This is a genomic window from Kitasatospora sp. NPDC001603 (genome assembly GCF_040298365.1).
In the GTDB taxonomy this organism is placed as follows: Bacteria; Actinomycetota; Actinomycetes; order Streptomycetales; family Streptomycetaceae; genus Kitasatospora.
The window spans coordinates 24,600-37,323 of sequence record NZ_JBEPAA010000001.1 but is presented as its reverse complement, the minus strand read 5'-3'; the positions used below and the strand labels follow the sequence as shown (position 1 = coordinate 37,323).

General features: G+C 73.8%; 12 protein-coding genes. 5 read left to right on the top strand and 7 right to left on the bottom strand.

Annotation, left to right across the window (positions count from 1 at the left end):
* Window positions 1–2: 2 nt before the first annotated feature.
* Entirely contained in the window at window positions 3–1,289 is a 1,287-nt protein-coding gene (locus tag ABT263_RS00165; RefSeq protein ID WP_329488388.1) for a sensor histidine kinase, read from the bottom strand.
* Between the two features lie 307 nt (window positions 1,290–1,596).
* Between ABT263_RS00165 and phoU the strand changes: the two genes are divergently transcribed.
* Window positions 1,597–2,274 (top strand): phosphate signaling complex protein PhoU, encoded by a 678-nt coding sequence (gene phoU, locus ABT263_RS00160; protein ID WP_352286095.1) that lies wholly within the window; start codon window positions 1,597–1,599, stop codon window positions 2,272–2,274.
* 355 nt (window positions 2,275–2,629) lie between these two features.
* Window positions 2,630–2,806: a hypothetical protein gene (locus ABT263_RS00155; protein WP_329488390.1), complete on the top strand. Its 177-nt coding sequence runs from the start codon at window positions 2,630–2,632 to the stop codon at window positions 2,804–2,806.
* Between the two features lie 145 nt (window positions 2,807–2,951).
* Here the strand turns inward: ABT263_RS00155 and ABT263_RS00150 are convergent, their stop codons facing one another.
* A complete protein-coding gene (locus ABT263_RS00150) occupies window positions 2,952–3,539 on the bottom strand; it encodes a lytic polysaccharide monooxygenase (protein WP_352286093.1) in 588 nt (195 codons plus the stop codon).
* Window positions 3,540–3,802: 263 nt separating this feature from the next.
* Window positions 3,803–4,561: a phosphoglyceromutase gene (locus tag ABT263_RS00145; RefSeq protein ID WP_329488392.1), complete on the bottom strand. Its 759-nt coding sequence runs from the start codon at window positions 4,559–4,561 to the stop codon at window positions 3,803–3,805.
* Between the two features lie 147 nt (window positions 4,562–4,708).
* On the opposite strand from ABT263_RS00145, the gene ABT263_RS00140 reads away from it, so the two are divergent.
* Window positions 4,709–6,112, top strand: coding sequence for an MDR family MFS transporter (locus ABT263_RS00140; RefSeq protein ID WP_352286091.1), 1,404 nt, complete (start codon window positions 4,709–4,711; stop codon window positions 6,110–6,112).
* Window positions 6,113–6,147: 35 nt separating this feature from the next.
* Here the strand turns inward: ABT263_RS00140 and ABT263_RS00135 are convergent, their stop codons facing one another.
* Window positions 6,148–6,663: a type III secretion system chaperone family protein gene (locus ABT263_RS00135; protein WP_329488395.1), complete on the bottom strand. Its 516-nt coding sequence runs from the start codon at window positions 6,661–6,663 to the stop codon at window positions 6,148–6,150.
* 152 nt (window positions 6,664–6,815) lie between these two features.
* Window positions 6,816–8,192, bottom strand: coding sequence for a D-inositol-3-phosphate glycosyltransferase (mshA, locus tag ABT263_RS00130; protein ID WP_380383288.1), 1,377 nt, complete (start codon window positions 8,190–8,192; stop codon window positions 6,816–6,818).
* 498 nt (window positions 8,193–8,690) lie between these two features.
* Here mshA and ABT263_RS00125 point away from each other — a divergent pair, with 498 nt between their 5' ends.
* Complete coding sequence (locus ABT263_RS00125) at window positions 8,691–9,521, top strand: class I SAM-dependent methyltransferase (RefSeq protein ID WP_352286090.1); 831 nt, start codon at window positions 8,691–8,693, stop codon at window positions 9,519–9,521.
* Between the two features lie 269 nt (window positions 9,522–9,790).
* On the opposite strand, the gene ABT263_RS00120 is transcribed toward ABT263_RS00125, so the two are convergent.
* Window positions 9,791–10,420 (bottom strand): O-acetyl-ADP-ribose deacetylase, encoded by a 630-nt coding sequence (locus ABT263_RS00120; protein WP_352286088.1) that lies wholly within the window; start codon window positions 10,418–10,420, stop codon window positions 9,791–9,793.
* A gap of 243 nt (window positions 10,421–10,663) precedes the next feature.
* Between ABT263_RS00120 and ABT263_RS00115 the strand changes: the two genes are divergently transcribed.
* Complete coding sequence (locus ABT263_RS00115; protein WP_352286086.1) at window positions 10,664–12,148, top strand: PP2C family protein-serine/threonine phosphatase; 1,485 nt, start codon at window positions 10,664–10,666, stop codon at window positions 12,146–12,148.
* Window positions 12,149–12,287: 139 nt separating this feature from the next.
* On the opposite strand, the gene ABT263_RS00110 is transcribed toward ABT263_RS00115, so the two are convergent.
* Window positions 12,288–12,641 carry a DUF2516 family protein gene (locus ABT263_RS00110; protein WP_352286084.1) on the bottom strand — a complete coding sequence of 118 codons (354 nt, stop codon included), beginning with the start codon at window positions 12,639–12,641 and terminating at the stop codon, window positions 12,288–12,290.
* Between the last annotated feature and the right edge of the window lie 83 nt (window positions 12,642–12,724).

Here is a 12,724-nt window from a genome sequence, read left to right as displayed (position 1 = left end):
GATCAGGCCTCCGGGGCAAGCTGGGGGGTTGTGTCTGACAGGGGTTGCGCGGACTCCCCGGCGGGGAGCGTGTGGTCCTCGGGGGCCTGCCCGGCGGGCAGGCGCACGGTGAAGGTGGAACCCTGGCCCTCGACGCTCCACACCGAGACGGTGCCGCCGTGCGAGGCGGCCACGTGCTTGACGATGGAGAGGCCGAGGCCGGTGCCGCCGGTCGCCCGGGACCGGGCCGGGTCGACCCGGTAGAACCGTTCGAACACCCGCTCGCGGTCCTTCTCGGAGATGCCGATGCCCTGGTCGGTCACCGAGATCTCGATCAGCTCGCCGTCGGCCTCGCCGAGGGCGGCGGCACTGGAGATCCGGCGGGTGGCGATCGCGACCCTGGTCCTCGGCGGGCTGTAGTTCACGGCGTTCTCGACCAGGTTGCCGAGCGCCGCGGCCAGCTGGCCGCGGTGGCCGTGCAGGTAGAGGCCGGCGATGCCGCCGGCCGCGATCAGGATCTGCTTGGCGGCGGCCTGCTGGCGGCAGCGGTCGATCGCCTCCGCGATCAGCTCGTCCACCGCGACCGGCTCCGGGTCGACCATCAGCCGGTCGTCCTGGACCCGGGAGAGGTCGATGATCTCCTGGACCAGGCTGGCCAGCCTGGTCGCCTCGATCTGCATCCGGCCGGCGAAGCGCTGCACCGCCTCCGGGTCGTCGGACGCGTCGGCGACCGCCTCGGAGAGCAGCGAGAGCGCGCCGACCGGGGTCTTGAGTTCGTGGCTGACGTTGGCGACGAAGTCGCGGCGGACCGCCTCGACCCGGCGGCGGTCGGTCTGGTCCTCGACCAGGACCAGGACCAGCCGGGAGCCCAGCGGGGCGACCCGGACCGACACCGCGAGCGGCTCGGCGGCCCGCGCCGCACCGGGGCGGGGCACCTCCAGCTCGACCTGGCGGATCTCACCGTCCCGGCGGGTGGCCCGGGCCAGCGAGAGCATCTGGTCGATGGCGACCGCGCCGCCGCGCACCAGTCCCATCGCGTACGCCGCGGAGCTGGCCTTGACCACCTCGTCGCCCTCGCCGAGCACGATCGCGCAGGAGCGCAGCACGGAGAGGACGGTGTCGACCCCCGGGGGAAGGGGAGGTTCATGGGTGGGGTTGTTGAGCCCCTGCTGTCGGGTTCTGCCGTTGGTGCCGCCGTACCTGCCCTTGGCCTGTTCGCGCTCGCTCCAACGGAAGGCGATGGAGGCCGTGAGGCCGACGCCGAGCCCGGCTATGGCGCAGGCAGCGGCGGCGGCCACGTTCACGTCCATACCGCCAGCCTAAGCGCATGACGTGGCCACTCCTCCAGGGTCGGATCAAGGGATCGGCCGCCCGTTGCCGAGAATTCACCTCCACGTAGCTGCCGATTCACCGCACGGGTCGTGCGTGGTCGCCCGGGCGGCCCAGAGTTGGTCGCGCAGCCCGTGTGGGAAGGAACGGTGGATCGAACGCCTGTCCGTCGTCCCCGGTGCGCGCGTACGATGCGCGCCACCAGCAGCGGTCATTCGTACGCCCTACCGACGGTCGTACGGGATGACCGGTCGGCACCGCCACCGACACAGCTACTGAGGAGAGAGCATGCGCGACGCGTACCACGAGGAACTCGACTCGATCGGCGACAGCCTGATCGAGATGGCCCGGCTGGTCGGCTCGGCCCTGGGCCGGGCCACCACCGCGCTCCTCGACGCGGACCTGGCGCTGGCGGAGAGCGTGATCGCCGCCGACGAGAGGATCAACAACCTGCACCACGAGCTGGAGAACCGGGCGATCGACCTGCTCGCCCGCCAGCAGCCGGTCGCCACCGACCTGCGCATCGTCGTCACCTCGCTGCGGATGAGCGCCGACCTGGAGCGCTGCGGCGACCTGGCCCGGCACGTGGCCAAGGTCGCGCGGCTGCGCTACCCCGAGTCGGCGGTGCCGCGCGACCTGCACGCGACCGTCCTGGAGATGGGCCAGCTCGCCCAGCGGCTGGTGGCCAAGGCCGGCCTGGTGATCGCCACCAAGGACGTCGACAAGGCGCTGGAGCTGGAGCAGGACGACGACGCGATCGACGCGCTGCACCGCGACCTGTTCGCGCACCTGATCGACGACCGCTGGCAGCACGGGATCGAGACCGCGGTCGACGTCACGCTGGTCGGCCGCTACTACGAGCGCTTCGCGGACCACGCGGTCTCGGTGGCCAAGCGCGTGGTGTACCTGGTGACCGGCGAGCACGTGGGCGAGTTCATGGCCTCCTCGGAGGCCGCCGGGGAGTGACCCCGGTACGGCACGGCGCCCCCGGAGGCAGGGTCGGTCCCGCCGCCGGGGGCGGCGCCGTGTCCGCTCCGGGCACCGTGGTCTCCGCTCCGGGCGGGGGGCCGGCCCTGTCCCGGACGGGTGGGTCGCCGCTGGTCGGGGTGGGTGGACCGGCTCCGCCGGTGGCGGGCCGGGGCTCCGACGGGCCGGCGGCGCTCACTCCGCGGGGTGAGTAAACCTCGAACAGGGGTGGTGAGGGCGCACGGCTTCTCGGATCGCCCACCACTGCGCGCCCGTTGACGCCCCGTCCGATCGGCGGTTTCACTCGATGCCGTAGGCACCGAAGTGTGCCCGTCACAAGGAGGGTTCCAGCGCGATGAAGGCAAACCCGACCCGACCGGCACCGGCCCACGAGATCGTCGAGCCGCCCGCCCCGAAGCTGCTGCCCGTCCTCGCGGCCGGCTGCGGCTGTGGTCCGGGCTGCGGCTGCGGCTGCCAGTCCGGCGCCCCCTGCCAGTGCGGCGGGGTCAGCGGCGGCTGCTGCGGCCACTGAGAACCGCCGCACCCGGCGAAGCCCCGTGGTGCACGGCCGCCGTGGGAGACGGTCGTGCACCCCGGTCACCGGGTCGGAGTCCTCCGGCCGCCCGACCGCTCGCTCGCGGCGTGCGGCGCGTGGCGTCCAGCGTGCCGCGCGCTGATCAGAACAGGACGTCGGTGCAGGAGTAGAAGGCGTTGCCGGTGTCGGCGATCTCCCAGACCGCCACGACCACCTGGTGCCCGGTCCGGCCGCTCGGGATCGTCGCGGTGTGGCTGAGCGTGCTCGGCACCTGGGTGCCGTTGTACGGGACGGTCAGGAACGGCGTCAGCTCCAGACCGGCCCGGGTGACCTTCTGGCCCGCGTTGTAGCCGGCCTTGGTCAGGTAGTACTTGAAGTTGGCGGTCGCGTGCCGAGCGGTGAACTTCCAGGTGAAGGTGAGCCGCTGCCCCGCCGCCACCTTGGTGGTGGGCCAGGCACCGCCGCGCGGGTCGTCCAGCTCGGCGAACCGGCTGTTGCCGCCGGCGCAGATGGTGCCGTCGGCCGGCCCGGCGCCAGGGAAGCCCTTCGACCCCTCGACGCTCTGCGGCTCCCAGCGGATCGCACCGCAGTCGGTGACCGTACCCGCCCCGCAGAGCGCGGCCCGGCTGGGCGGGGTGGAGATGTAGCCGTGCGACTGCGCCGGCAGGGCGACGGTGAGCGGAACCGCGAGCGCGGCGACGGCCGCTCCCACGAGATGACGTGTGCGCATGGTGCTCCTCCGTGGGGGTGGATGGAGAGTGCGCCGGGCACAGACGCGCGCGCCTGGGGGTGCGGCGGCCACGGAAGATCCGTTGGCATGCCTGTGCCAGGACAGTGCTCACACGGTAGGAGCCCCCACGGCGACCGTCAATGGTCTGAACCACCTTCGCCACACACCGAACCCCCTTGCCGCGCAGGAGGATTGGCCGCGAAGCCGAAACGGCGACGGCCCCGCCTCCCGGAGCGGGAGGCGGGGCCGTAGCGGCAAGCGGGTTACTTCTTGCCCTGGTTCTTGACGGCCTCGATGGCGGCGGCGGCGGCGTCCGCGTCGAGGTAGCGGCCACCCTTGGCGACCGGCTTGAAGTCGGCGTCCAGCTCGTAGACCAGGGGGATGCCGGTCGGGATGTTGAGGCCGGCGATGTCCTCGTCGGAGATGCCGTCGAGGTGCTTCACCAGCGCGCGCAGGCTGTTGCCGTGGGCGGTGACCAGGACGGTCTTGCCGGCGGCGAGGTCCGGGACGATGGCGTCGTACCAGTACGGGAGCATCCGGTCGACGACGTCCTTGAGGCACTCCGTGTTCGGGCGCAGCTCGCTCGGGATGTCGGCGTAGCGGGCGTCACCGGCCTGCGAGTACTCGGCGTCGTCGGCCAGCGCCGGCGGCGGGGTGTCGTACGAGCGGCGCCACAGCTGGAACTGCTCCTCGCCGAACTCGGCCAGGGTCTGGGCCTTGTCCTTGCCCTGGAGGGCGCCGTAGTGGCGCTCGTTCAGACGCCAGCTGCGGCTGACCGGGATCCAGTGGCGGTCGGCCTTGTCCAGGGCGATCTGCGAGGTGCGGATCGCGCGGCGCAGCAGCGAGGTGTGCAGCACGTCGGGGAGCAGGCCCTCGGCGGCGAGGAGCTCGCCGCCACGCGCGGCCTCCTTCTCGCCCTTCTCGTTGAGGTCGACGTCGACCCAACCGGTGAACAGGTTCTTCTGGTTCCACTGGCTCTCGCCGTGGCGGAGGAGGATGAGTCGGTACGTCGTGTCAGCCATGGCCCCCAGCTTAATGGAGGCGTTTAAACGGCTGGTCGGGACCCGCCCCCGTGTGTAATGTTTGCTTCGCGCTAGTGACACTTACCTCGCCGCAGCGCGGACATGCCGGTCCGCTCAGCGGAACGCCTGCCGCCCGGGAGCCCTCAGATGCCCGCTTCGCCCCTTCCTGCCCGAATTCGAAGAGTCGCGAGCGAAACGGTGGGCGGACTGCCCCGGCAGTTCTGGTGGCTCTGGACGTCGACCCTGATCAACAAGCTCGGCGCGTTCGTCGTCACGTTCCTGGCGCTCTACCTGACGACCGACCGAGGGTACTCGGCCGCGTACGCGGGTCTGGTCGCCTCGCTGTTCGGCCTGGGCTCGGCCATCGCCTCGATCGTCGCCGGCGTGCTGACCGACCGGATCGGCCGGCGCCCGACGCTGGTCGCCGCACAGCTCGGCACCGCGCTGTTCACGGCGGTGCTGGGCTTCACCGACGGCCAGGTGGCGATCGCCGCGGTCGCCTTCCTGGTCGGCTTCTGCAACAACGCCACCCGCCCGGCCACCTCGGCGATCATCGCCGACATCGTGCCGGCCGCGGACCGGGTCCGGGCCTACTCGCTGAACTACTGGGCGATCAACATCGGCTTCGGCCTCTCCGCGGCCGCCGCCGGCCTGATCGCCACGCACGGCTACCTCACGCTCTTCCTGCTGGACGCGCTCTCCACGCTGGTCTGCGCAGTAGTGATCTTCGTCCGGATCCCCGAGACCAAGCCGGACACCCCGGCCGCCCGGGTCGACCAGCCCGCGGTCGGCCTCGGCACGGTCTTCCGGGACAGCCGGTTCATGGCGGTCGTGGGACTCAACCTGCTGCTCGCGCTGGTCGCCCAGCAGGGCAGCACCACGCTCGCCGTGGACATGGGCCGCAACGGCATCACCTCGACCCAGTACGGCCTGGTCATCGGCCTCAACGGCCTGCTGATCGTGGTGCTGCAGATCCCGCTCACCCGGTGGATGGAGGGACGCAACCGGACGGCGCTCCTGGTCGCCAGCGCGCTGTTCATCGGCTGGGGCTTCGGGCTGACCATGCTCGCCGGGTCCTCCGCGTGGTTCTACGCGTTCACGGTGGCGGTCTGGACGATCGGCGAGATCCTGAACGCGCCGACCATGATGGGCCTGGTCGCCGAGCTGTCACCGACCCACGCCCGGGGCCGCTACCAGGGCGTCTACTCGCTGTCCTGGTCGCTCGCCTCGTTCCTCGGCCCGGCGGTCGGCGGGGTGCTGCTGGAGCGGGCCGGCAGCACGGCGATGTGGGGCGCCTGTGCGGCCTGCGGCACCGTCGCGGCGGCGGGGTACGTCCTGCTCGGGCGGCGCCCGGGCGCCGCTCCGGCCGCCGCTCCGGCCGAGCGGACGCCGGTGGTCGAGGCGTCGGCGGTCGAGGTGTCGGCGGTCGAGGTGCCTGTGGTCGAGGTGCCTGTGGTCGACCTGTCGGGGGTGGAGCCGTCGGCCGACGTGGCGTCGACGAAGGTGCCGACCGCGAAGGCGGCGACGACGAAGGCCCCGGTCGGCCGCTGAGGCGGAGCGTGCCGGAGCCCCGCCCGTCCGGGGCGCTACTGCTGCGCCGTCGGCGCGGCCAGGTGGGCGAAGGCGGCCAGGTTGCGGGTGGACTCCCCGCGCTTGGTGCGCCACTCCCACTCGCGCCGGATCGCCGAGGCGAAGCCCAGCTCCAGCAGCGTGTTGAACGGCTCGTCGGCGCTCTCCAGCACCGTCCCGAGCAGCCGGTCGACGGAGTCCCCGGTGAGCGCCTCCAGCGGCAGCCGGCCGGCCAGGTAGACGTCGCCGAGCGCGTCGATCGCGTAGGCGACGCCGTACATCCGGGTGTTGCGCTCCAGCAGCCAGCGGTAGACGGCCTCGTGGTTCTCGTCGGGCCGGCGGATCACGAAGGCGTTCACCGAGAGCGTGTGGTCGCCGACCCGCAGGGCGCAGGTGGTGCTCAGCTTGCGAGTTCCCGGGAGGGTCGCCACCAGGGTGTACGGGTCGGTGGTGGCCGGCTCCCAGCCGACCCCGGCGTCGTCCAGGGCGGTACGCAGGAGGGTGAGGGCCTCGTCCTTGGTGCGGATTGCCATGGGGGTGACGTTACTCGGCGGTACCGGTGGCGCGCAGCAGCGCAGCTGCGGCGGCTCCTGACTCCCGGCCCGGACCGGGAGCCGGGAACGGCTCGGAGCCGCTCGGCCCCGACCCCGTACCTCCGCCGACCGGCCCCGGCGGCCGCCCCGGCTCAGGCCAGTCGCAGCCGGGATCCGGTGAGCCGGCCGGCCGGGCGGGCCAGGCTGCCGGCGTACACCTCGGCGGTGGTCGCCGCCGCGGTGTCCCAGCCGAACCCGGCGGCGTGCCGGGCCGCCGCCTCGCCGCGCCGGGCGACCAGCGCCGGTTCGGTGACGTACGGCTCCAGCGCGTGTGCCCAGGCGAGCGGATCGTGGCCGTGGACCAGCGTGCCCGTCACGCCGTCGCGGACGGCGACCGGCAGGCCGCCGACCGCCGCGGCGACCACCGGCGTCCCACAGGCCTGCGCCTCCAGCGCGACCAGCCCGAAGGACTCGCTGTACGAGGGCATCACCAGCGCCGTGGCCGCGCGGTACCACTCGGCGAGCAGGTCCTGGCCGACCGGCCGGTGGAACCGGACGACGTCGCCGATGCCCAGCTGGGCGGCGAGCTTGTGCAGGCTCTCCGGCTTGGCCAGCCCGGTGCCGGACGGACCGCCGACCACCGGGACCACCAGCCGCTCGCGCAGCTCGGGCCGCGCCTCCAGCAGCGCGGCGACCGCCCGGAGCAGCACGTCCGGCGCCTTCAGCGGCTGTATCCGACCGGCGAACAGCAGCACGGCGGCGTCCTGCGGCAGGCCCAGCCGGGCCCGCGCGGCGGCCCGCGCGTCCGGGGCGCCGGGGCGGAAGACGTCCAGGTTGACGCCCGGGTGGACGACGGCGAGCTGGTCGGGCCGGGCCGCGTAGTGCAGCGCCAGCTCGGCGGCCTCCTCGGTGGTGTTGGCGATCAGCCGGTCGGCGGCCTCCACCACCTGCGTCTCGCCGATCACCCGGGCGGCCGGCTCGGGGGTGTCGCCCTCCGCCAGCGCGGCGTTCTTGACCTTCGCCATGGTGTGCATGGTGTGCACCAGCGGCACGCCCCAGCGCTGGGCGGCCAGCCAGCCGACCTGACCGGACAGCCAGTAGTGCGAGTGCACCAGGTCGTAGTGGCCGGGGCGGTGGCCGGCCTCGGTGCGCAGCACGCCGTGGGTGAAGGCGCAGAGCTGGGCCGGCAGGTCCTCCTTCACCAGGCCCTCGTACGGGCCGGCGGTGACGTGGCGCACCAGGACGCCGGGGGCCAGCTCGACGGTGGGCGCGTCGTCCGAGCAGATCGCCCGGGTGAAGACCTCCACCTCGATGTCGAGCTCGGCGAGGCGCTTGGCCAGCTCCACGATGTAGACGTTCATCCCGCCCGCGTCACCGGTACCGGGCTGGTGCAGCGGGGAGGTGTGGACGCTGAGCATGGCGATCCGGCGCGGACGGCGCTGGCGGCCCGGGACGAGCGACTGGAGCCGGCTCCGCACGGGCGGGGTCGGCTGGGCACGGCGTACCGGACGGACGGGGTGCTGGATCACCTGGCTGAAGCCTCCTCTGAGCTGCCCGTCTCTGCAGCCTGCTTGCCTGCTGTTCGGTGTGTGCGCGGCCGCCCACGCCGTACCGCCGCGTCACGGGATGTGGCGCGGCGGTGTGCCGCCCCGTCCGGGCGCACACCACCACCAGTGTGCCAACCACGTGGTCATCGACCGGCATTCCCGTCCCGGCCCATGAGATGGCCCACGGCCAGGCACCCGGGCGGCGGTCGGTGGTGCGGGGAGGCGGGGAGGCGGGGTGGTGCGGGGGTGCGGGGTGGTGCGGGGAGGCGGCCGGGCGGGCCGCCGCGCCGGGGCGGAGCGGAGCGCAGGGGTCGTCGGAAGGCTTCAGGAGGCGCGGCGGGGGCGCGTGACTCGCCGCGCGGGCGTGTGTCGGGCGGCCGGCGCGGACCGTCCGGGCCGGGTCTGCCGCGGGGCGAGCCCGTGCGGCGGCCGGAGCCGGGGCGGCGCGGGCGGCCGCGGGCGGGCCGTACGATTTCCGGCATGGCCGCCTTCTTCGACTCCGCGACCGCGCCTGCCCGCGGACGGACGGGGCGCCCGGTCGGGACGGTGACCCGGGGGACCACCAACACCAACCGGCTGCGCCGGATGGACCGCTGGATCGCCCACACGCTGGGACCGGCACTGCGCTCCGCCGACCGCCCGCCGGTCGCCGTCGACCTCGGGTACGGTGCCGCGCCCTGGACGGCCGTGGAGCTCTCCGGGCGGCTGCGGACGGTGCGGCCGGACGTCCGGGTGGTGGGGATCGAGATCGAGCCGGAGCGGGTCGCCGCCGCGCTGCCGTACGCCGAACCGCCGCTGCTCACCTTCCGGCGCGGCGGCTTCGAGGTGCCGCTGGACGGCGGCGCGCCCGCCCAGCTGATCCGCGCCGCCAACGTGCTGCGGCAGTACGACGAGTCGGCGGTGGCCGGCGTCTGGGACCGGCTCCGGGCCCGGCTGGCGCCGGACGGGCTGCTGGTCGAGGGGACCTGCGACGAGATCGGGCGCCGGCACGTCTGGGTCGCGATCGGACCGGAGGGCCCCCGCACGGTGACCTTCGCGGCCCGGCTGGGCGGCCTCGGACTCCCCTCCGACCTGGCCGAGCGGCTGCCCAAGGCGCTGATCCACCACAACGTGCCGGGCCGGCCGGTGCACGCCTTCCTCGCCGACTTCGACCGCGCCTGGGCGGCCGCCGCGCCGTACGGGGCGTTCGGCGCCCGGCAGCGCTGGGTGGCCGCGTGCACGACGCTGGCGGGCAGCTGGCCGTTGGTGGACGCGCGCGGGCGGTGGCGGCAGGGCGAGGTCACCGTCCCCTGGACGGCGCTCGCCCCGTAGCGGGCGGGCCGGACCGCCCGGACGGCCGGACCGGCCGGCCTGCCGGCCTGCCTGTCCCTGACCGGACGGCCTGCCGGACCGGCCTCGGGCGTGCGCGGATGAGCGAACCCGGGGATTCACTCGAACGAGTTATCGAATACCTCTGGCGTGTTGACGCCTCGTCACGCCACGATGGGGGCACTCGGCCGGCACCTCGTGCGCCACCCCTCCGACCCGGCGTTTCCCCTCCTCCCAGCCCCTCCGCTCCCGCTCCGCCACGCCCCTACGACTCATGCCCGCTCCTCCGGCTCCCGCCCCTCGGCCTCCTCGGCCTCTTGTCCGTGCGACCGGCCCCCGTCGAGCCCCAGCGCCCGCCATTCCCGCTCGAACGCCCGGTACGCCTCCGCCCCGAACAGCACGAACCGCACCTCCTCCAGCTCTCCCACCGACCCCGCCCCCGACCCCGCCCCCGACCTCGCGGCCGCGACGGTGCCGAGGGCGATCCGGGCCGCATCGTCCAGCGGCCACCCGTACACCCCGGCCGACACCGCCGGAAAGGCCACCGTGCGCGCGCCGAGCCCCACCGCCACCCGGAGCGACTCGCGGTAGCACGAGGCCAGCTGCTCGGCCCTCTTGTCGTACTCCTCCGCCAGATGAACCGGCCCCACCGTGTGGACCACCCAGCGGGCCGGCAGCCGTCCCGCCGCGGTCGCCACCGCGCACCCGGTGGGCAGCCCCTTGCCGTACTGCGAGGCCCGAAGCCTTCGGCACTCCTCCAGGATCTGCGGTCCGCCCTTGCGGTGGATCGCACCGTCCACGCCACCGCCTCCCAGCAGGGAGGAGTTGGCAGCGTTCACCACCACGTCCACCTGCTGTTCCGTGATGTCACCCTCGACCAGGGTGATCCGCGTCACCGTCATGTCCGACCTCCACCGTCCGTTCCGGAGCTCGCGGGCGCGTGCTCCGGCTGTCGCTGTCGTTCCCGTCATCCCCGTACCCACCGCACCGCCACCGGCGTGGCAGGAGCCACCACAGCGCCGGGCGGCCGAAGAAATCCCCGGAGTCACGTTATGGTCGCGAGAAGTTCCCCGGCGCAGAGTGCCAGGCGGGCACTGCGGACGGGCTCCGACCGTTACGCACTCGGGGAAAAGGAGGAGCAGTCGATGCCCGCTACGGGAGACGGGCGGGCACCTGGTGCCGCGGACCTGTGGGGTGCCCTCGACGGCACCCTCACCGACCGCGCCCGCATTCGGCCCGCCGCCACCGAGCAGTCGGCCGGACCGGCCACGGCGACTCCGCCGATACCCCACCCCCGGTCGGTCACCGCCGGAGCCCCCTCCCGGGGCGCCTCCTCCGCCGTTCCGTCGGCCGCCCCGCTCAAGCTGCTGGTGATCGAGGACGACGCCTCCGACGCCCAGCTGCTCAAGGACGCCGTGGCCGACAGCGGCGCTCCGATCGAGATCCACTGGGCCCGCGGGCTGGAGCAGGCCTCCGAGCTGCTGGCGACCGGCACCTCGGGAGGCCGGCGTGGACGGCAGCGCGCCGCCGGTTTCAGCTGTGTGCTGCTCGACCTGGCCGCCCCCGCCGACCTGCCGCACCCCTCGGACGCCTCCGACGGCCTGGAAGGTCTGCACGAGCTGCTCCGGCGGGCCCCGCACACCGCCGTCGTGGTGCTCACCGACGCCGCCGGCGCGGAACTCGGTGCCGCCGCGGTGGCCGCCGGGGCACAGGACTTCCTGATCAAGCACGAGACGGACGGTCCGCTGCTGGCCCGCGCCCTGCGGTACGCCGTCGAGCGCAAGCGCGCCGACGAGTCGCAGCGGCGACTGGTCGAGGCCGAGCTGCGCGGCCAGGAGAACGCCCGCCTCCAGCGCCATCTGCTGCCCACGCCCCTGCTGGACGGTGCCGGGCTCTCCTTCACCCGGCGCTACCGCCCCGGCCGCCGCCGCGCCCTGCTGGGCGGCGACTTCTACGACGCCGTCCGCACCGACGACGGCACCGTCCACGTGGTGATCGGCGATGTCTGCGGTCACGGACCGGACGAGGCGGCCCTCGGGGTCGCCCTCCGGATAGCGTGGCGCACCCTGGTCTTCGCCGGCCTCACCGGCGAGGCCCTGCTGACCACCCTCCAGCACGTCCTGGAGCACGAGCGCCGCAGCGACGAGATCTTCGCGACGCTCTGCATGCTGGTCATCGAACCCAACGACGCGACCGGCGAACTCGGCTCACTCGGCGCCGTCGAGCACGCGCAGCTGTACCTCGCCGGGCATCCCGCTCCGCTGCTGCTCGGCACGGACCACAAGCCGGTGACGCTGCCGTCCGACCCGGCCGGCCCCGCGCTCGGTCTGCTGCCCTGCGACGACGGCCTGGCCGTCTGGCCCTCGCACCCGCTCGAACTCCGCCCCGGCTGGCGGCTGCTGCTCTACACCGACGGGCTCATCGAGGGCCGGGTCGGCGCCGGCTCCCGGCGTCTCGGCCAGGACGGGCTGGCCGATCTCGTCGGCGACCACCAGGCCGCCGGGCTGACCAGGGGCCGCCTGATCGACAGCGCGATCGCCGAGGTCGAGGAGCTCAACGGCGGGGCGCTGACGGACGATGTGGCCGTCCTGCTGCTGGAGCGCAACCCGGTGCAGCTGATCCTCGGCTGACGCTCCTCGGCCGAGGCGGCCGGCCCTGCTACCAGGGGGCCGCGTCGAGGTGGCACGGGGCACCGGCACAGCAGCGAGCCCCGGTGCGCGCGGATCGGTCCCGCGAGCACCGGGGCTCGTCGCTGAAGTGCCCGGCGTCCTACCAGGGGCCGTAAGGGCCCATGTTGCGCTGGTCGCCCCGGCCACCGCCCCGGTTGGTCAGCTCCCGGATCGCCGGCCGCACGTCGACCATGTAGACGATCGCGGCGACGAGACCCGCCAGGGTCAGGAAGCTGGTCAGGAAGTTCGCCCCGAACAGCAGGTCCAGCCCGAACGCGATGCCCAGGACGGCCAGCCAGAACCCCTTGGTCTTCTTGTCCGTCGCCCGATAGGCGTCCTCCGGGCGGGTGGCCGCGTCGATCAGTGCGAACAACTTGAAGCCCAGAAGGGCGACGGCCAGCCACCAGAACGGGTTCAGGTAGTCCAAGCCCAGGATCTGAGCCACTCCGCCCATCGCGGTCTCCTCTGCGTCTCGGCTCCGGCGTGTCGACCGTCGTCCATCCTGGCACGACGGACCGCTCGCCACGGTGTCAACGT

What these genes read in the sequence shown, in the direction of transcription:
- ABT263_RS00140 (WP_352286091.1), top strand. Translation starts at nt 4,709, where the DNA reads ATGCCCGCTTCGCCCCTTCCTGCCCGAATTCGAAGAGTCGCGAGCGAA.
- phoU (WP_352286095.1), top strand. Translation starts at nt 1,597, where the DNA reads ATGCGCGACGCGTACCACGAGGAACTCGACTCGATCGGCGACAGCCTG.
- ABT263_RS00125 (WP_352286090.1), top strand. Translation starts at nt 8,691, where the DNA reads ATGGCCGCCTTCTTCGACTCCGCGACCGCGCCTGCCCGCGGACGGACG.
- ABT263_RS00165 (WP_329488388.1), bottom strand. Translation starts at nt 1,289, where the DNA reads ATGGACGTGAACGTGGCCGCCGCCGCTGCCTGCGCCATAGCCGGGCTC.
- ABT263_RS00150 (WP_352286093.1), bottom strand. Translation starts at nt 3,539, where the DNA reads ATGCGCACACGTCATCTCGTGGGAGCGGCCGTCGCCGCGCTCGCGGTT.
- ABT263_RS00135 (WP_329488395.1), bottom strand. Translation starts at nt 6,663, where the DNA reads ATGGCAATCCGCACCAAGGACGAGGCCCTCACCCTCCTGCGTACCGCC.
- ABT263_RS00155 (WP_329488390.1), top strand. Translation starts at nt 2,630, where the DNA reads ATGAAGGCAAACCCGACCCGACCGGCACCGGCCCACGAGATCGTCGAG.
- ABT263_RS00120 (WP_352286088.1), bottom strand. Translation starts at nt 10,420, where the DNA reads ATGACGGTGACGCGGATCACCCTGGTCGAGGGTGACATCACGGAACAG.
- ABT263_RS00115 (WP_352286086.1), top strand. Translation starts at nt 10,664, where the DNA reads ATGCCCGCTACGGGAGACGGGCGGGCACCTGGTGCCGCGGACCTGTGG.
- ABT263_RS00145 (WP_329488392.1), bottom strand. Translation starts at nt 4,561, where the DNA reads ATGGCTGACACGACGTACCGACTCATCCTCCTCCGCCACGGCGAGAGC.
- ABT263_RS00110 (WP_352286084.1), bottom strand. Translation starts at nt 12,641, where the DNA reads ATGGGCGGAGTGGCTCAGATCCTGGGCTTGGACTACCTGAACCCGTTC.